The organism is Streptomyces sp. JH002 (assembly GCF_050916115.1).
Taxonomy (GTDB): Bacteria; Actinomycetota; Actinomycetes; order Streptomycetales; family Streptomycetaceae; genus Streptomyces; species Streptomyces xiamenensis.
The window spans coordinates 3,845,738-3,863,581 of sequence record NZ_CP087989.1; the positions used below are offsets into that span (position 1 = coordinate 3,845,738).

17 protein-coding genes are annotated in these 17,844 nt (G+C 72.1%); 10 read left to right on the forward strand and 7 right to left on the reverse strand.

All coding sequences use genetic code 11. The features are described from left to right. Positions 1-9: 9 nt before the first annotated feature. From rarD to H7827_RS17515, 7 genes are all read right to left on the reverse strand, one after another. Positions 10-927, reverse strand: coding sequence for an EamA family transporter RarD (rarD, locus tag H7827_RS17485; protein ID WP_386541533.1), 918 nt, complete (start codon positions 925-927; stop codon positions 10-12). 108 nt (positions 928-1,035) lie between these two features. After that, positions 1,036-1,653 (reverse strand): Uma2 family endonuclease, encoded by a 618-nt coding sequence (locus H7827_RS17490; protein ID WP_432746393.1) that lies wholly within the window; start codon positions 1,651-1,653, stop codon positions 1,036-1,038. Between the two features lie 103 nt (positions 1,654-1,756). Further along, positions 1,757-2,842 carry a 2-oxoacid:ferredoxin oxidoreductase subunit beta gene (locus H7827_RS17495; protein ID WP_386541520.1) on the reverse strand — a complete coding sequence of 362 codons (1,086 nt, stop codon included), beginning with the start codon at positions 2,840-2,842 and terminating at the stop codon, positions 1,757-1,759. Continuing rightward, positions 2,832-4,760, reverse strand: coding sequence for a 2-oxoacid:acceptor oxidoreductase subunit alpha (locus H7827_RS17500; protein WP_200366456.1), 1,929 nt, complete (start codon positions 4,758-4,760; stop codon positions 2,832-2,834). Before H7827_RS17500 ends, H7827_RS17495 begins: the two co-directional genes overlap by 11 nt. Positions 4,761-4,921: 161 nt before the next feature. After that, positions 4,922-5,581 (reverse strand): response regulator transcription factor, encoded by a 660-nt coding sequence (locus H7827_RS17505; protein ID WP_386541518.1) that lies wholly within the window; start codon positions 5,579-5,581, stop codon positions 4,922-4,924. Between the two features lie 68 nt (positions 5,582-5,649). Continuing rightward, positions 5,650-6,999, reverse strand: a complete 1,350-nt coding sequence (locus H7827_RS17510; protein WP_432746396.1) for a sensor histidine kinase — start codon at positions 6,997-6,999, stop codon at positions 5,650-5,652. Further along, positions 6,996-8,192: a sensor histidine kinase gene (locus H7827_RS17515; protein WP_432746398.1), complete on the reverse strand. Its 1,197-nt coding sequence runs from the start codon at positions 8,190-8,192 to the stop codon at positions 6,996-6,998. The genes H7827_RS17510 and H7827_RS17515 overlap by 4 nt, the downstream gene beginning before the upstream one ends. Before the next feature lie 138 nt (positions 8,193-8,330). Here H7827_RS17515 and H7827_RS17520 point away from each other — a divergent pair, with 138 nt between their 5' ends. From H7827_RS17520 to H7827_RS17565, 10 genes are read left to right on the forward strand one after another with little or no spacing between them, the layout of a single operon-like run. After that, the gene (locus tag H7827_RS17520) at positions 8,331-8,702 is read left to right on the forward strand and encodes an NADH-quinone oxidoreductase subunit A (RefSeq protein ID WP_030736494.1); all 372 of its coding nucleotides are present in this window, start codon (positions 8,331-8,333) and stop codon (positions 8,700-8,702) included. Beyond that, on the forward strand, positions 8,672-9,241 hold the full coding sequence (locus H7827_RS17525; protein WP_432746400.1) for an NADH-quinone oxidoreductase subunit B: 570 nt from the start codon (positions 8,672-8,674) through the stop codon (positions 9,239-9,241). Before H7827_RS17520 ends, H7827_RS17525 begins: the two co-directional genes overlap by 31 nt. Beyond that, entirely contained in the window at positions 9,238-10,509 is a 1,272-nt protein-coding gene (locus H7827_RS17530; protein WP_432746402.1) for an NADH-quinone oxidoreductase subunit C, read from the forward strand. The genes H7827_RS17525 and H7827_RS17530 overlap by 4 nt, the downstream gene beginning before the upstream one ends. After that, entirely contained in the window at positions 10,509-11,468 is a 960-nt protein-coding gene (locus H7827_RS17535) for a complex I subunit 1/NuoH family protein (protein ID WP_432746404.1), read from the forward strand. Before H7827_RS17530 ends, H7827_RS17535 begins: the two co-directional genes overlap by 1 nt. A gap of 47 nt (positions 11,469-11,515) precedes the next feature. Beyond that, positions 11,516-11,992 carry a 4Fe-4S binding protein gene (locus H7827_RS17540; RefSeq protein WP_046725576.1) on the forward strand — a complete coding sequence of 159 codons (477 nt, stop codon included), beginning with the start codon at positions 11,516-11,518 and terminating at the stop codon, positions 11,990-11,992. Beyond that, a complete protein-coding gene (locus H7827_RS17545) occupies positions 11,989-12,504 on the forward strand; it encodes an NADH-quinone oxidoreductase subunit J family protein (RefSeq protein ID WP_432746406.1) in 516 nt (171 codons plus the stop codon). Before H7827_RS17540 ends, H7827_RS17545 begins: the two co-directional genes overlap by 4 nt. Further along, positions 12,504-12,833: an NADH-quinone oxidoreductase subunit NuoK gene (gene nuoK, locus H7827_RS17550; RefSeq protein ID WP_432746408.1), complete on the forward strand. Its 330-nt coding sequence runs from the start codon at positions 12,504-12,506 to the stop codon at positions 12,831-12,833. Before H7827_RS17545 ends, nuoK begins: the two co-directional genes overlap by 1 nt. Then, entirely contained in the window at positions 12,830-14,746 is a 1,917-nt protein-coding gene (locus tag H7827_RS17555) for an NADH-quinone oxidoreductase subunit 5 family protein (RefSeq protein WP_432746410.1), read from the forward strand. The genes nuoK and H7827_RS17555 overlap by 4 nt, the downstream gene beginning before the upstream one ends. A gap of 10 nt (positions 14,747-14,756) precedes the next feature. After that, positions 14,757-16,310, forward strand: a complete 1,554-nt coding sequence (locus tag H7827_RS17560; protein ID WP_432746412.1) for a complex I subunit 4 family protein — start codon at positions 14,757-14,759, stop codon at positions 16,308-16,310. Continuing rightward, entirely contained in the window at positions 16,307-17,788 is a 1,482-nt protein-coding gene (locus tag H7827_RS17565; RefSeq protein ID WP_432746414.1) for an NADH-quinone oxidoreductase subunit N, read from the forward strand. Before H7827_RS17560 ends, H7827_RS17565 begins: the two co-directional genes overlap by 4 nt. The last annotated feature ends 56 nt before the right edge of the window (positions 17,789-17,844 follow it).

Sequence of the window (17,844 nt, forward strand, 5' to 3'; positions counted from 1 at the left end):
GCCCGCAGACTAGCGGGGAACGGGCGCGGCGGTCTCGGCCGGTGCGGGGGTGTGGGCGGCCACCGTACGGCGGGTGCGGCGGGCGGTGCGCAGCGCGTCGACCGTCAGGACGCACAGCGCGGCCCAGATCAGCAGGAAGCCGGCCCAGCGCTCGGGCGGCATCTCCTCCTGGAACACGGTGAGGCCGAGCAGGAACATCATGGTGGGCGCGATGTACTGCATCAGTCCCACGGTGGACAGCGGCAGCCGGACGGCGGCGGCGCCGAAGAAGATCAGCGGCAGGGCGGTGGCCACCCCGCTGGCGACCAGCAGCAGGGCCTGCCCCGGACCGTCGGTGGTGAAGCTGGAGTCACCGCGCGCGGTGAGGTAGACGAGGTAGCCGATGGCGGGCAGGAACTGGAAGGCGGTGTCGGCGCTGAAGCCCTGCACCCCGTCCAGGCCGGTCTGCTTCTTCACCAGGCCGTAGGCGGCGAAGGAGAGGCTGAGCGTCAGCGCGATCCACGGCACCTGGCCGTAGGCGAGGGACATCACCAGCACGGAGGTCATGCCGATGCCGACCGCCACCCACTGAAGGCGGCGCAGCCGTTCGCCCAGCAGCAGCACGCCGGCGGCGATGGACAGCAGCGGGTTGATGAAGTAGCCGAGGGAGGATTCCAGGACCCGGTCATTGGCGATGGCCCAGATGAACAGGCCCCAGTTGACCGAGATCAGCGAGGCGGACAGGGCCACCAGCGCCAGGCGCTTGGGCTGCCGCAGCAGCTGGGGTATCCAGGCCCAGCTGCGGACGACCGCGAGGATGATCAGCACCGTCGGCAGCGACCACACGATGCGGTGGGACAGGATCTCGAAGGCCCCGAGGTCCTCCAGCAGCCGCCAGTACAACGGCAGCAGCCCCCACATGCCGAAGGCCGCGAATCCGAACGCCATTCCGGCCCGGCCGCCGCCCGCCCCTGAACCCACCGCTGCCTCCTTGTGATGCTGTCAACCTCGCAAGAAGGTAGCGCCTGGGTGGGCCGTTGTCATTCCCGTTCGGAGCTATTGGTCCTGTCGCGTTGGTTGCGCCAGGCGCGAGAGATCGATGTCGATCGCGAACGGCACGCCCAGCTTGAGCTGATCGTGGTGGATGCCGGTGAGCAGGTACGCCCCGGTCGCCGGGTCGGCCTCATAGACATAGACAGCTGTCCGGCCCGACTTCTTGTCGCGCTCCACCCGCCAGAAGTGCGGAATGCCCGCCGCGGCGTACTTCCTGGGCTTCACCTCGCGGTCCCGCTTCAGGGAATCGGCCGAGACGACCTCAATGGCCAGCACCACGTCCTGGGGCAGGAACGAGGTCTGTTCGGGGTCGGTGTAGGAGGTCGCCTTCACCGCCATGACACCCGGCTCCGGGCGGTCCCGCTTGCCCAGGGTGACGGTCATCTCCCGGAAGATCTCCAGCCCTTCGGGGGCCAGCCGCAGAAGCTCGTTCTCCAGAAGGCGCATGGCCCTGGAGTGGAAGGCGGTCTGCGGACTCATCATGACAAGGCTCCCGTCGATCAGCTCCGTGTGGGGAGGCAGATTCGGCAGCCGGTCAAGGTCGTCGGCGGTGTAGCCGCCTACCGGGGGGCGCGGCCAGTCGTACTCGGGCTCGTGCTCGACATTCATCACTGCTCCCATGAGCCAGATCCTCGCCGACGAATCCAGCGGACGCGCCAAAAACGACAATCTCCCACTCGAACCTGCGAGCGGGAGATTGTCGGGTTGACGGATGGGGTGGAGATCAGCCCGCCACGGTCCAGGTGTCGTTGCCCTGGAGCAGCGCGGACAGATCGCCCTTGCCCTTGCGGTTGACCGCCTCGTCCAGCTGGTCCGCCATCAGGTCGTCGTACACCGGACGCCGCACGCTGCGCAGCACCCCGATCGGGGTGTGGTGCAGGGTGTCCGGGTCGGCCAGCCGGGACAGCGCGAACGCCGTCGTCGGGGAGGCGGAGTTCGCGTCGTGGACCAGCACCCGGGAGACGTTCTCCGGCGTGATCTCCGCGACCTCCATGTCGCCCGTCTCCTGGTTGCGGAAGACGCCCTTGCTGCCCAGGCCGTCCTCGCCCGGCAGCCCGAAGCGGATCGGCTCGCCGTGCTCCAGGCGGATGACCGCCTCCTGCGCCCGCTGCTTGTCCTTCAGCGCCTCGAACGCGCCGTCGTTGAAGATGTTGCAGTTCTGGTAGATCTCGATCAGCGCCGAGCCCTTGTGCTCCGCCGCCGCCCGCAGCACCGAGGTGAGGTGCTTGCGGTCCGAGTCCACCGTCCGCGCCACGAACGACGCCTCCGCGCCCAGCGCCAGCGACACCGGGTTGAACGGGGTGTCCAGCGAGCCCATCGGGCTGGACTTGGTGATCTTCCCGCCCTCGGACGTCGGGCTGTACTGGCCCTTTGTCAGACCGTAGATCCGGTTGTTGAACAGCAGGATCTTCAGATTGACGTTGCGCCGCAGCGCGTGGATCAGGTGGTTGCCGCCGATCGACAGCGCGTCGCCGTCGCCCGTGACCACCCACACCGACAGGTCCCGCCGCGAGGTCGCCAGGCCGGTCGCGATCGCCGGGGCGCGCCCGTGGATGGAGTGCATCCCGTAGGTGTTCATGTAGTACGGGAAGCGGCTGGAGCAGCCGATGCCGGAGATGAAGGCGATGTTCTCCTTGGCCAGGCCCAGCTCGGGCATGAAGCCCTGCACGGCCGCCAGCACCGCGTAGTCACCGCAGCCGGGGCACCAGCGGACCTCCTGGTCCGACTTGAAGTCCTTCATCGACTGCTTGGCGCCGGCCTTGGGCACCAGCGACAGCGCGTCGATCACGGGAAGAGCCTCAGTGGTCATCGGAGGGGCCCCTTTCGGCGTCCTGGATGGCGTTCGCGAGCTGCTCCGCCTTGAACGGCAGCCCCGTCACCTGCGTGATGGACTCGACATCGACCAGATACCGGGCGCGCAGCAGCGAGGCCAGCTGGCCCAGGTTCATCTCCGGGACGACCACCCGGTCGTAGCCGGCCAGCACCTGGCCCAGGTTCGCCGGGAACGGGTTCAGGTTCCGCAGGTGCGCCTGCGCCACCGTGCCGCCCGCGCGGCGGATGCGCCGTACGGCGGCCGTGATCGGCCCGTACGTCGAACCCCAGCCCAGCACCAGCGTCCGCGCGTCCGCGCCCGGGTCGTCGACCTCCAGCAGCGGGACGTCGATCCCGTCGACCTTCGCCTGCCGGGTGCGCACCATGAACTCGTGGTTGCTCGGCGAGTACGAGATGTTGCCCGTGCCGTCCTGCTTCTCGATGCCGCCGATGCGGTGTTCGAGCCCCGGGGTGCCGGGGATGGCCCACGGGCGCGCCAGCGTCTGGGGGTCACGCTTGTACGGCCAGAAGACCTCGTTGCCGTCCTCCAGCGTGTGGTTCGGCCCGGTGGCGAACGACACCCGCAGGTCGGGCAGTTCGGAGACCTCCGGGACTCGCCACGGCTCGGAGCCATTGGCCAGGTAGCCGTCGGAGAGCAGGAAGACCGGCGTGCGGTACGTCAGCGCGATCCGCGCCGCGTCCAGCGCCGCCGTGAAGCAGTCGGCCGGAGTCGCCGGGGCCACGATCGGCACCGGGGCCTCGCCGTTGCGCCCGTACATCGCCTGGAGCAGGTCCGCCTGCTCGGTCTTGGTGGGCAGCCCGGTGGAGGGGCCGCCGCGCTGGATGTCCACGATCAGCAGCGGCAGTTCGAGCGAGACGGCCAGGCCGATCGTCTCCGCCTTCAGCGCCACCCCGGGGCCCGAGGTGGTGGTGACGCCCAGCGCCCCGCCGAAGGCCGCGCCCAGCGCCGCGCCGATACCGGCGATCTCGTCCTCCGCCTGGAAGGTACGGATGCCGAAGTTCTTGTGGCGGCTCAGCTCGTGCAGGATGTCCGAGGCCGGGGTGATCGGGTACGAGCCCAGGTACAGCGGCAGTTCGGACTGCTGGGCGGCGGCGATCAGGCCGTACGACAGCGCCAGGTTGCCGGAGATGTTGCGGTACGTGCCGGCCGGGAACGCGGAGGTGGCCGGGGCGACCTCGTAGGAGACCGCGAAGTCCTCGGTGGTCTCGCCGAAGTTCCAGCCGGCGCGGAACGCCGTGATGTTGGCCTCGGCGATCTCCGGGCGCTTGGCGAACTTCGCCCGCAGGAACGCCTCGGTGCCCTCGGTCGGCCGGTGGTACATCCACGACAGCAGCCCGAGCGCGAACATGTTCTTGGAGCGGCCGGCTTCCTTGCGGGTCAGCTCGAAGCCCTTGAGCGCCTCGACCGTCAGGGTCGTCAGCGGCACCTGGTGGACGCTGTAGCCCTCCAGGGAACCGTCCTCCAGCGGATTGCTGTCGTAGCCGACCTTGAGCATCGCCCGGCCACCGAATTCGTCGGTGTTGACGATGATCTCGGCGCCGCGCGGCACGTCCGCGATATTGGCCTTGAGCGCCGCCGGATTCATCGCCACCAGGACATTCGGGGCATCGCCCGGGGTGAGGATGTCGTGATCGGCGAAATGCACCTGGAACGAGGACACCCCGGGGAGGGTCCCGGCGGGGGCGCGGATCTCGGCGGGAAAGTTCGGCAGCGTGGACAGGTCGTTCCCGAAGGAAGCCGTCTCGGAGGTGAAACGGTCGCCCGTCAGCTGCATACCATCGCCGGAGTCGCCCGCGAAGCGGATGATCACCCGGTCCAGGCGCTTCACTTCCTTGGCGTCAGCGCTGCCGCGCTCCTGGCCGGACTGATCGACCTGATCGACCTGGCTGGTCACTGCTTGTAGCCCTCCTTGAGGCGGCCCTTGTCAGCCATCGTACGTGGGTAAGGATCGCCTTACTGAAGCTGATCACATCATGGACGACGGGCCTACCCGACCCGCACCCCGTTCAAAGGGTGTCCTGTGACCCCCCTCCCCACTCCAGCGTCGCAAGTCCGTTACGAATTCAGATAGGTCAGAACTGCCAGAACCCGACGGTGATCTGTGTCACTCTGCGCCAAACCGAGCTTCATGAAGATATTGCTCACATGCTTTTCTACCGCACCGTGGCTGACCACCAGGGCGGCCGCGATCGCCGAGTTCGTCCGCCCCTCCGCCATCAGACCTAGGACCTCGCGCTCGCGCGGAGTGAGCGCCGCCAGCACGTCCTGCTTGCGGCTGCGGCCCAGCAGCTGGGCCACCACCTCGGGGTCCAGCGCGGTGCCACCCCGGGCCACCCGCGCGACCGCCTCGGCGAACTCGCTCACATCCGCCACCCGGTCCTTCAGCAGATAACCCACCCCGCGGCTGGACCCGGCGATCAGCTCGGTCGCGTACTCCTCCTCCACATACTGCGAAAGTACGAGGACCCCCAGTTCCGGGAAATCGGCCCGCAACCGCACCGCCGCCCGCACCCCCTCGTCGGTGTGCGTGGGCGGCATCCGCACATCGGCCACCACCACGTCCGGCAGCTCGCCGCGGGCGGCGAGCGCACGCACCACCGCCACCAGCGCCTCCCCGTCACCGACCCCGGCGACCACCTCGTGCTCCCGGTCGGTGAGCAACCGGGTCAGCCCCTCCCGCAGCAGCACCGAATCCTCGGCGATGACCACCCGCACAAGCTCTCCCCGTTCCCGCTGACGTACCCCGACGACCGGCCCTGTCCGGCCCGGCCGGGTTCAGGATCTCATCGCTCGCGCCAGGGCAGCTCCGCCGTGATCGTGGTCGGGCCGCCGGGCGGGGAGCTGATGGCGAGCAGCCCGTCGACGGCGGCCAGGCGTTCGGCCAGGCCGGCGAGTCCGGAGCCGGCGGTGGTGTCCGCGCCGCCGCGCCCGTCGTCGGTGACCTGGAGCAGCAGCCGGTCCTGTGCGGTGCGCCACGCCTCCAGCCGGGCGCGCGAGGCGCCGCTGTGCTTGCTGACGTTCTGGAGCAGCTCGGAGGCGGTGAAGTACGCGATCCCCTCGATCGCCTGCGCGGGCCGCACCGGCAGCTCCACCTCCACCGCCACCGGGACGGTGCAGCGGGAGGCGACGGCGGACAGCGCCGGGCCGAGACCCCGGTCGGTGAGGATCGCCGGATGGATGCCGCGTGCCAGATCGCGCAGCTCGGCCAGCGCCAGCTTCACCTCGCCGTGCGCCTCCTCCACCATGCGGGCCGCGGCCTGCGGGTCGGAGGTCAGCTTCTCCTTCGCCATGCCCAGATCCATGGCGAGCGAGACCAGGCGGGCCTGCGCCCCGTCGTGCAGATCGCGCTCGATACGGCGCAGATCGGCCGCGGAGGTGTCCACGACGGCCGAACGGTCCGACTCCAGCCGCCGCACTCGTTCCCCGGCGGCGGACGGACCCAGCAGCCCCGTCACCAGCAGCCGGTCGACATGCGCCATGCCGCGGATCAGCAGCCCCGCCGCGTACAGGGACAGCACCCCCAGCAGCACGACCATGACGAACTCCGGCGGGCCGTCCCACAGCCAGCCGCCGCCCACGCCGTCGAGATTGACGCCCATCGGTTCGGACAGCGCCCACTGCCACAGCGGGTAGGTGACGCCGGCCCAGCCGAACGTCCACAGGAACACCACCGTGCAGAAGGTGAACAGCGCCCACGGGGCGTGCACGAGGGAGTACGTGGCGGTGCGCCACGAGACGCCGCTGCGCAGCATCGCGCCGACCCAGGCCAGCGGACCCCGGGCGCCGGGGCGCAGCCGCAGCGGCTCGGGCTCGGCGACGTCGCAGTGCAGCAGGAGGCGGGCGCGCAGCCGTTCGAGGTGGCCGTAGCCGCGCAGCGCGAACAGGACCAGGGCCAGCAGCGGCACGCCGACCAGGGTGACGAGCAGGGCGCCGCTGATCGCGAGGCCGCAGACGGCGAAGAGGGCGGCGGCGAGGGCGAGCGGGAAGTTGAGCAGCAGGTGCAGGCCCTCGCGCCAGGTGCGGGCGGCGACGGGCAGCAGCCAGGGGTTGCCGGCCGGCTGATCGGCCGGACGGGTGGCCAGAGGGACGGCCGGGTGCGGGGCCGGAGGGGCGGTGGGCCGGGCGGCGGTCATGAGGTCGGTCCTTCGCTGGGGGTGCGGTCGCGCCAGGGCAGCTCGGCCGTGACGGTGGTCGGGCCGCCGGGCGGGGAGCTGATGGCGAGCTGTCCGTCGACGGCGGCGAGGCGTTCGGCCAGGCCGGCGAGTCCGGAGCCGGCGGTGGTGTCGGCCCCGCCGTGCCCGTCGTCGGTGACCTGGAGCAGCAGCCGGTCCTCCGTACGCCACAGGGCGACCTCGGCGTGCCGGGCGCGGCTGTGTTTGCTGACGTTCTGGAGCAGCTCGGAGACCGTGAAGTAGCCGATGCCCTCGATGGCTGGGGCCGGGCGCACGGTGAGCGCGTCCTCCACGGTGACGGGGACGGTGCAGCGGGAGGCGACGGCGGACAGCGCCGGGCCGAGACCCCGGTCGGTGAGGATCGCCGGGTGGATGCCGCGCGCCAGATCGCGCAGCTCGGCCAGGGCCAGCTTCACCTGGCCGTGCGCCTCCTCCACCATGCGGGCGGCGTCGTCCGGGGAGCTGAGCAGCTTCTCCCGGGCGAGGCCGAGGTCCATGGCGAGCGAGACGAGGCGGGCCTGCGCCCCGTCGTGCAGATCGCGCTCGATACGGCGCAGATCGGCGGCGGAGGCGTCCAGCACGGTGGCCCGGTCCGACTCCAGTTCGGCGATCCGCCGCTCCAGGCCGTCCGACGGTGCGAGCAGGGCCCGCACCAGCGCCCGGTCCACGTGGCTCGCGCCGCGCGCCAGCCACGGCAGCAGCGGCCACAGCAGGAAGAAGCAGGGGAAGAACGCGGCGAAGGTGAACAGGCCCCACACCAGGCGCACCGGGAAGAAGAGGGCCGTGCGCCAGCCCACCGGGTCCTTCAGGGTGTTCCACAGCCAGCCGAAAAAGCCGGCGCCCCGGTAGGTGGCGGCCAGCGGGCTCGGCTCCTCGATGGGCAGGCCCAGCAGCGCCCGGGCGCGGGCCCGCTCGGCGCGGCCCAGCAGCCGGACCCCGGTCAGCCCGGCCGCCAGGAACGGCAGCCCGACCACCGTGAGCGAGAGCACGGAGGCGGCGAAGATCCACACCATGACGTAGCAGAAGGCCAGCAGATCCAGCGGCCAGCTGGTGGTGAGATAGGCCAGTTCGCGCCAGGTCTGCGCGCCGAGCGCCGGGCGCGGGCGCGGTAGCGCCCCTGTGGGGCCGGCGGGGGTCGTGGTGCTGCGCGTCATGCGTCAAGACTGCCGGGCGGGGCCGGACGGGACCATGGGGGTCGTCGGTGGACCGCGGTAGGGCTACCCCCACCTTTCCGCTACCCCCTAGACTCCCGTGCTGACAGATCACCGGGCGCGCCGGAGGGGCAGGCAACCGTGCCGGAATACTTCCACGGCTACGCGGTCGTGGGCCTTGTCGCGGTGGTCGGTGCCGTCTTCGTGGCGGTGGCCTTCACCGCCGGGCGGCTGCTGCGCCCCGTGGTGCCCACTCCCGAGAAGCTCATGGTGTACGAGTGCGGGGTGGACCCGGTCGGCGAGGGCTGGGCGCACACCCAGGTGCGGTACTACATCTACGCGTTCCTCTACGTGATCTTCGCGGTGGACGCGATCTTCCTCTTCCCCTGGGCGACGGTCTTCGCGGGCGAGGGCTTCGGCGGTACGACGCTGGTGGAGATGTTCGTCTTCCTCGGCTTTTTGACGGTGGGCCTGCTGTACGCGTGGAAGAAGGGGGTCCTGACGTGGACGTGAAACTCGGTGCCCTGGCCCGGCTGGCTCCCGAGCCGATGAAGGTGGTGCTCAACTGGGGCCGCCGGTACAGCCTGTGGGTCTTCAACTTCGGACTGGCCTGCTGCGCGATCGAGTTCATCGCGGCGTCCATGTCGCGGCACGACTTCATCCGGCTGGGCGTCATCCCCTTCGCGCCGGGCCCCCGGCAGGCCGACCTGATGGTGGTCTCCGGGACGGTGACCGACAAGATGGCGCCCGCGGTGAAGCGGCTGTACGAGCAGATGCCGGAACCGAAGTACGTGATCTCCTTCGGCGCCTGCTCCAACTGCGGCGGGCCCTACTGGGACTCGTACTCCGTGACGAAGGGCGTGGACCAGATCATCCCCGTCGACGTGTACGTGCCGGGCTGCCCGCCGCGGCCCGAGGCGCTGCTCCAGGGCATCCTGAAGCTCCAGGAGAAGATCGCCGAGGAGTCGACGGCGCAGCGGTACGGGGCGCGGACCGCCGCCGCCCCGCGGGCGTCGGCGGCGGAACTGACCAGCGGGCTGGTCACCCGGTGACGTCCGAGGAGTCCGGGGAAGCCGGGGAGTTCGGGGAGTTCGGGGAGGGCGCCACCGAGTCGGTGGCCTACGGGCTGCGGACCGTCGACGTGCCCGCGGACCGGTGGCTCGCCGCGCTGACGATCGCGCGCGACGAGCTGGGCTGCACGTTCTTCGACTGGCTGAGCGCGGTCGACGAGGGCGCGGACGGCTTCCGGGTGTGCGCGCACGTGGTCGCGCTGGGCGCGCCGCCGCGCGGGGTACTGATCCGGACCCTGGTGGGCCGGGAGACACCGGCGCTGCCGAGCGCGACGGAGGTGTACGCGGGCGCGGCGTGGCACGAGCGCGAGACGCGGGAGATGTTCGGGGTGGACTTCCCCGGCCATCCCGGGCTGGCGCCGCTGCTGCTGCCGGACAGTTTCGAGGGCCACCCGCTGCGCAAGGACTTCGTCCTGGCGGCGCGGGTGGCGAAGGCGTGGCCGGGAGCGAAGGAGCCCGGCGAGTCGGGCCACGGCGCCCCCAAGCGCCGCCAGACCCTGCCCCCGGGCGTCCCCGACCCGAACGAGTGGGGCCCTCAGAAGGGCCAGCTCCCGCCGGCCCCGACCCGGCCCGCGCGGGGGCCGCGCCGGGGCCCGGCCCCGGACGGCGAGGAGGGCGCCGCCGCACGCCCGCCGCGCCGCACCCGTACCGCGGGCGGCGGCTCGGCCAGCCAGCGGCCGGACGCCGGGGACGGCCCGGGCGAGGGCGGCACGGCACCCCAGGCTCCGCGCGGGCCGCGCCGTTCGCGCTCCGCGTCGGGCGGCTCGGCGAGCCAGCGCGAGCCGGAGGCCACGGAGGGCCCGGCGGCGGACGCTCCGCCGCCGGAGTCTCCGCGCGGGCCGCGCCGTTCGCGCTCGGCGTCCGACGGTTCGGCGAGTCAGCGGGAGCCCGACGCGCCGCAGGGCCCTGCGGCCGCTTCGCCCGATTCCGGTCTCGGCGGCGGCTCCACGACGCGGCGGGGCGCCGCCCGTGGCGGCGACGCGCCGTGGCACAACCCGGAGCCCGCCTTCCCCGACACGCCCGGCAGCAGCCCTGACGACAGCCGTGAGGACCCCGCCGCCCCGGCCCCCGACGACGGCGGCCGGGCACCGGAGACGGCGGACGGAACCGAGCCCCCGCGGGCGCGTGGCGGGGGACAGGACAGCGCTCGGCGGGCGCGTACCTCTTCCGGCCCCGAACAGCAGGAGCAGGAGCAGGAGCAGGAGCAGGAGCAGGAGAACCGCAACCGGGACGAGGAAGGGGACGGCTGATGGATGTGCTGGACGTCGCCGTCCGCCTGGCGGCCGTGTTCGTCGCCTTCCTCGTCCTCCCGCTGCTCGTGGGGCAGCTGGAGCACAAGGTGATGGCCCACATGCAGGGCCGGGTCGGCCCGATGCACGCGGGCGGCTTCCACGGCTGGGCGCAACTGGTCGCGGACGGCGTGAAGTTCGTTCAGAAGGAGGACACCGTCCCGGACGGTGCCGACCGCCGGATCTTCCAGCTCGCGCCCGCCGTCGCCCTGATCCCGTACCTGGTCGTCCTCGTCGCCATCCCGCTCGGCCCCGACAGCGCGGTGGGCCAGGTCATCGACGCCGGCATCTTCTTCGTCCTCGCCGTCCTCGGCGTCGGCATCCTCGGCTCGCTCATGGGCGGCTGGGCCTCCGCCAACAAGTACTCGCTGCTCGGCGCCCTGCGCACCGCCGCCCAGCTGATGGCCTACGAGCTGCCGCTGCTGCTGGCCGCCGCCTCCGTCGTGATGGCCGCCGGCACGCTCTCGCTCACCGGCATCCTCGCCGCCTTCCACTGGTGGTGGGTGCCCTGGCAACTGCTGGGCGCGTTCGTCTTCTTCACCGCCGGGATGGCCGAGCTCCAGCGCCCGCCGTTCGACGCCCCGATCGCGCCCGAGGAGATCATCTTCGGCGCGTACACCGAGTACTCCGGGCTGCGCTTCGCGCTGTTCCTGCTCGCCGAGTACGCGGGCATCGTCGTCATCTCGGCGCTGACCGCCGTCCTCTTCCTCGGCGGCTGGCACGGCCCGCTCAGCGACTCGCTCGGCTGGCTGTGGATGCTGCTGAAGACCGCCGCCCTCAGCTTCGTCGTCATCTGGGCGCGCGTCGCCTGGCCCCGGCTGCGCGCGGACCAGATCCAGAAGTTCGCGTGGACGGTCCTCGTCCCGCTCGCCCTGGCGCAGCTCGCGCTCACCGGCGTCATCAAGGTGGTGATCTCTTGAGTTACGGATCCGGTCTCGCGAAGGGGCTGGCGATCACGCTGCGCACCATGACCCGGCGTTCGGTCACCCAGCACTACCCGGAGGTGCAGCCCGAACTGCCGCCCCGCAGCCGGGGCGTGATCGCGCTGTTCGAGGAGAACTGCACGGTGTGCATGCTGTGCGCCCGCGAGTGCCCCGACTGGTGCATCTATATCGACTCCCACAAGGAGACGATCCCGGCGGCGGCCCCCGGCGGACGCGAGCGCAGCCGCAACGTCCTGGACCGGTTCGCGATCGACTTCTCGCTGTGCATGTACTGCGGCATCTGCGTGGAGGTGTGCCCGTTCGACGCGCTGTTCTGGTCCCCGGAGTTCGAGTACGCGGAGACCGACATCCGCGAGCTGACACACGAACGCGACCGGCTGCGCGAGTGGATGTGGACGGTGCCCGAACCGCCGCCGCTGACCGAGGCCGCCGAGGAGCCGAAGGAGATCGCCGCCGCCCGCAAGGCCGCCGAACGGCAGAGCGGGGGCCCGGCCTCGTGAACCTGCTGGAGGTGATCTTCCTCCTCGTCTCGGTCGTCGTCCTCGGCGCCGCCGTGCTGTGTGTGACGAGCACCCGGCTGGTGCGGGCCGCGCTGTGGCTGGTGGTGGCACTGGGTGGCCTCGCCGTCCAGTACCTGCTGCTCACCGCCGAGTTCGTCGCCTGGGTGCAGGTGCTGATCTACCTCGGCTCGGTCGTCGTCCTGCTGCTGTTCGGCCTGATGCTGACGAAGGCACCGATCGGCCCCTCCCCGGACGCCGACTCCGGCAACCGCCCCGTCGCGCTGACCGTCGCCGGGACATCCGCCGTCGCCCTGGTGGTGCTCGTCGCGGACGCGTTCCGGGGCGAGGTGATCGACGTGGAGACCCCGCACGGCCGCACCGACGCCATCGGCGGCAGCCTCTTCTCGCACTGGGTGCTGCCCTTCGAGGCGCTGTCCGTCCTGCTGCTCGCCGCGCTGGTCGGGGCGATCGTCGTCTCCCGCACCCGCCAGGGCCAGGAGGAGCGCCGCTGATGGAACTCCACCTGCTCTACCCGGCGCTCGTCGCCGTCCTGCTGTTCTGCGTGGGTCTGTACGGCGTGCTGGCGCGCCGCAACGCGATCCTCGTGCTCATGTCGGTCGAACTGATGCTCGCCGCCGTCATGCTGAACATGGTCGCCTTCGACATCTGGCTGCGCGACACCCTGCACTCCGGGCAGGTGTTCACCCTCTTCCTCATCGCTCTCGCCGCCGCCGAGATCGGCATCGGCCTCGCCATCGTGCTGCTCGTCTACCGCAACCGCGGCGTCTCCTCCGTTGACCGGTTGCGCGAAACGGGGGAGCGCCGGGAGAAGGCCCAGTGACCGTTACGACCGCCGCTGTCCTCGTACCGCTGCTGCCCGCCCTGGCCGCCGCGCTGATTTTCCTCACCGGGCGCCGCGCCCCGGGCTTCGTCCAGCCGCTCGCCGTGCTGCCCACCCTGGCCGCCGCCGGGCTCGCCGTCTTCGTGGCGGTGCGGCAGGGCGGCGAGGAACCCCTGACGGCCGCGCACCGGCTCGCCCCCACCGGCAACGACAGCCTGCCCATCGAACTCGCGCTGCGCCTGGACGGGTTCGCCGTGCTGGTGGCCGTCCTGGTGGCGGTGGTCGCCACCTGCGTCCAGCTGTACTCGACGGGCTATCTGCGCGGCGACCGGCGCTACCCCTCCTACGCCGCGCTCGTCTCGCTGTTCACCGCGGCGATGCTGCTGGTCGTCTACACCGACGACCTGATCGTCCTGCTCGTCGGCTGGGAAGTCATGGGCATCTGCTCGTACTTCCTCGTCGGTCACTACTGGGAGACCGGTGCCGCCCGCGCCGCCTCCCTCAAGGCGTTCCTGGTCACCAAGCTCGGTGACGTGCCGTTCCTCATCGGCATCCTGGCCCTCGCCTCGGACGCCGGCACCTTCCGCATCTCCACCATCGTCGCCCGGCTCACCTCCTCCCTGTCCTCCTTCGAGCTGAGCCACCCCACCCTCATCGCGCTGCTCCTGCTGGCCGGCGTCGCGGGCAAATCCGCCCAAGTACCCCTGCACACCTGGCTGCCGGACGCCATGGCGGGCCCCACCCCGGCCTCCGCGCTGATCCACGCCGCCACCATGGTGGCCGCCGGGGTGTACTTCATCGCCCGGCTGCTCCCGGTGTTCACCGCCTCCGCCGCCGCGCTGATCGTCCTCGCCGTCCTCGCCGCGCTCACCATGACCGGCTCGGCGCTGGCTGCCCTCGCCCAGGACGACATCAAACGGATACTGGCCTACTCCACCATCGGCCAACTCGGCCTGATGACGGGCGCGCTGGCCGTCGCCAACCGCGAGGCGGCCGTCTTCCACCTCCTCACCCACGGCGCGTTCAAGGCCCTCCTCTTCCTGGCCGCCGGCGTCATCATCCACACCGCGGGCACCGGCTCGCTGCGCGCCCTGTCCCGGCTGCGCGGCCTCAAGGAACGCGCCCCCGACGCGTACTGGACGATGACCATCGGGCTGCTCGCCCTCGCCGCGATCCCGCCGTTCTCCGGGTTCTTCTCCAAGGAGGCCGTGATAGGCGCGGCCGAACACGCCGCCCTCGACAGCGGCTCCGGCTCCGCCACCGTCGCCGGCTGGATCGTCCTGGTCGCCGCCCTGCTGACCGCGCTGCTCACCGCCGCCTACGCCGCCCGGCTGTGGCTGGTCGCCTTCCACGACCCGGTGCACGCCCGCCCCGAACCCCTGCCGGCCACCGTCGTCCACGAGGACTCCACCCCGGCCATGACCACCGTCCTGTGGCTGCTCGCGGTCCCCGCGCTGCTCCTGGGCCTCACCTACCGGGCGCTGCCCGACTGGCTGGACGGCGGCTCGCTCGCCCCCACCCTCACCACCTCGGTGCTGGCCACCGCCGCCGCCCTCACCGGCGGTCTGATCATGTACGCGGGCTGGCGGCGGGCGTACGAGGCGGACGCCGCCGTCGACCCCGGACCCGCCCTGCTGGGCCCGCTGTTCGCCCCCGCCGGAGCCGGCTTCGGCCTGGACACCGCCTACCGGACCGTGTTCGTCCGCCCCACCCGGGCCGCCGCCACACTCGTGCGGTTCCTGGACCGCACCGTCATCGACACCTACGTACGCGGCGCCGCCACCGCCCCCGGGCTGCTGGGCACGCTCACCCGCCGCGCCCAGACCGGCAACGTCCAGACCTACCTGGCCGCCCTGATCGGCGGCGCCCTGGTGCTCGCCGTCGCCGCCGTACTCGTCGCCGCCGGAGGGTGAGCCCACCACCATGACCACCGCTCAGCTCCTCCTCATCGCCGTCGTGGCGCTCCCCCTCCTGGGGTCCGCCGCCGCCCTGCTGCCCGCCCCTCCGGGGCTGCGCGGCAGCTCCCCGGAACAGGCCGTCCTGCGGCACGGCGTCACCGTCACCGGCGCCGTGCTCGCCGCCGCGATCGCGCTGCTCGCCGTCTTCGACCACGACGCGCCCGGCCGCATGCAGGGCACCACCGACATCGCCTGGATCCCGGCACTCGGCATCCGCCTGCACCTGGGCGTGGACGGCATCTCCCTGCCGCTCATCGCCCTCACCGCGCTGCTGGGCTTCCTGTGCGCCGTGTACGCGTACGTCGTGCGCCCCGCGAACGCCACCGCGTACACCGCGCTGGTGCTGCTCCTGGAAGCCGGCACCCTCGCCACCTTCGCGGTGCTCGACCTGGTGCTGTTCTTCCTCGCCTTCGAGATGGTCCTCATCCCGATGTACTTCCTCATCGCCCGCTGGGGCGGCGAGGGACGCTCCCCCGCCGCCTGGAAGTTCGTCCTGTACACGGTCACCGGCTCGGTGGTCATGCTGCTCGGCCTGCTGCTGATCGGCATCCAGGGCAGCACCTTCGACATGGTGGCGCTCGCCGAGGCACAGGGTGCCGGCCTCACCCACACCACCCAGCTGCTCGCCGTGCTCGCCATCGGTCTGGGCCTCGCCGTCAAGACCCCCATGTGGCCGCTGCACAGCTGGCTGCCGGACGCCCACACGGCGGCGCCCACCACCGGCTCGGTGCTGCTGGCCGGCGTGCTGCTGAAGATGGGCACCTACGGCCTGGTGCGGATCGCGCTGCCCATCGCCCCCGACGGGATGCGCACCTTCGCCCCCTACCTCGCCGCCTTCGCCGTCACCGGCATCATCTACGGGTCGCTGGCCTGTCTGGCGCTCGTACGGCAGGGCGCGGGCGGCGACCTGAAGCGGCTGATCGCGTACTCCTCCGTCGGCCACATGGGCTTCGTGCTGCTGGGCATCTCCACCCTGACCGCCACCGGCGTGAACGGCGCGCTGTTCGCGAACGTCGCCCACGGCCTGGTCACCGGCCTGCTGTTCTTCCTGGCCGGCGCGGTCAAGGACCGCCTGGGCACCACCGACCTGGACACGCTGACCCGCACGGCCGGCGCCGCCCTGTACGGCCGCACCCCGCGCCTCGGCGGGCTGCTGGCCTTCGCCGCGATCGCCTCCCTCGGACTGCCCGGCCTGGCCGGATTCTGGGGCGAACTGCTAGCCATGCTCGGCGCCTTCCACCCCGCCGACGGCCTCAGCCGCCCCGCCTACCTCACCTACCTCGCCGTCGCCGGGCTCGGCACGCTGCTCACCGCCGCGTACCTGCTGCTCATGGTGCGCCGAGTCTGCATGGGCCCCGCCGGCCCGTACGAGGAGCCGCTGGCCGACCTGCGCCGGCACGAGTACGCGGCCTTCACCCCGCTCGTCGTCCTCACCCTGGTGGCGGGCCTGTGGCCGGCCGTCCTGCTGAACCTCACCGATCCCGCCGTGCAGCACCTCCTGCCGGGAGTCGCCCGATGAACCTCGTCCAGAGCGTCGACTGGGTGACGATCGCGCCGCCCACGCTGGTGGCCGTCACCGCCGTGGCCGTGCTCGTCGCCGACCTGTTCCTGCCCGCCGCCCGCAAGGGATGGCTGGGCGCGCTGACGGTGGGCGGCCTGGCCCTGGCCTCGATCGCGCTGCTGCCGCTGCGGGCGGGGGAGCGCACCAGCTTCTGCGCGCCGGACGGCGGCACCTGCGCGTACGCGGCGGACACCTTCGCCCTGTGGATCCAGCTGCTGGTCCTGGCCGGGGCCCTGCTGACGGCGCTGCTCGCGCAACCGCTGGAGGAGGACCTGCCCGCCGGGGAGTTCTGGTTCCTGCTGCTCGCCTCGGCCTCGGGCGCGGCGCTGCTGCCCGCCGCCCGCGACATGGCCACCCTGATCATCGCGCTGGAGCTGACCACCCTGCCCGCGTACGCCCTGGTGGGCCTGCGGCGCGGCAGCCGGCGCGGGCCCGAGTCCGCCCTGAAGTTCTTCCTCACCTCGGTGACCGCCACGGCCATCGCGCTGCTGGGCGTGAGCTTCGTGTACGCGGCGGCCGGCTCGCTGCACTTCGAGACGATCGCCGCCGCCCTGCCCTCCGCCGACCCCCGGCTGGCCACCCTGGCCAAGACCGGCGTCGCGCTCACCCTGGTGGGCTTCGCGTTCAAGACGGCCGCGGTGCCCTTCCACTTCTGGGTGCCCGACACGTACACGGGCGCGCCGCTGCCGGTCGCCGCCTACCTCTCGGTGGTCAGCAAGACCGCCGGCCTGGCCGGGCTCATCCTGGTGACGACCGTGGCCTTCCCCGGCTTCGGCGACCTGTGGGGACCGGTGCTCGCGGTGCTGGCCGCGCTCACCATGACCGCCGGGAACGTGGCGGCGCTGCGCACCGACCCGGCGGCGCCGGGCGGCACGATCCGGCTGCTGGCGTGGTCCTCGGTGGGACAGGCCGGCTACCTGCTGGTGCCGCTGGCCGCGGCGGCGTACGTGGGCCCGTCGGCGGTCGGGGCGAGCGTGGCGTACGCCCTCATGTACGCGGCGGTGAACCTCGGCGCGTTCGCGGTGGCCGCCCACGTGGCGCGCCGCGCCCCCGAGCACCGGCTGGACGACTACCGCGGCCTGTACCGCCGCCACCCCGGGGCGGCGCTGGCGCTCGGCTTCTTCCTGCTGTGCCTGGCCGGACTGCCGCCCGGGGTGATCGGCCTGTTCGCCAAGGTCGCCGTCTTCTCCACGGCCGTGGACGCGGGCCTCGGGGTCCTCGCGGTGATCATGGCCCTCAACGTGGTCATCGCCCTCTACTACTACCTGCGCTGGACGGCGCTGCTCTTCGAGAAGGCACCTGCGGAACCCGACGCGGAGCGCACCGCCGTCGCCCTCCCCGTCCGGTCCGCCCTCACCCTGGCGGCGGCGGCCGGCGCGGTCCTGTCCGTACTGCCCCAGCTGATCCTGACGCTGACCTCCGGGGAACTGCTGTAGCGCGGCGGCGGGGGAACGGATGCCGCCCGCGTGGCGTTGTCCCCATCGGGAGTGTC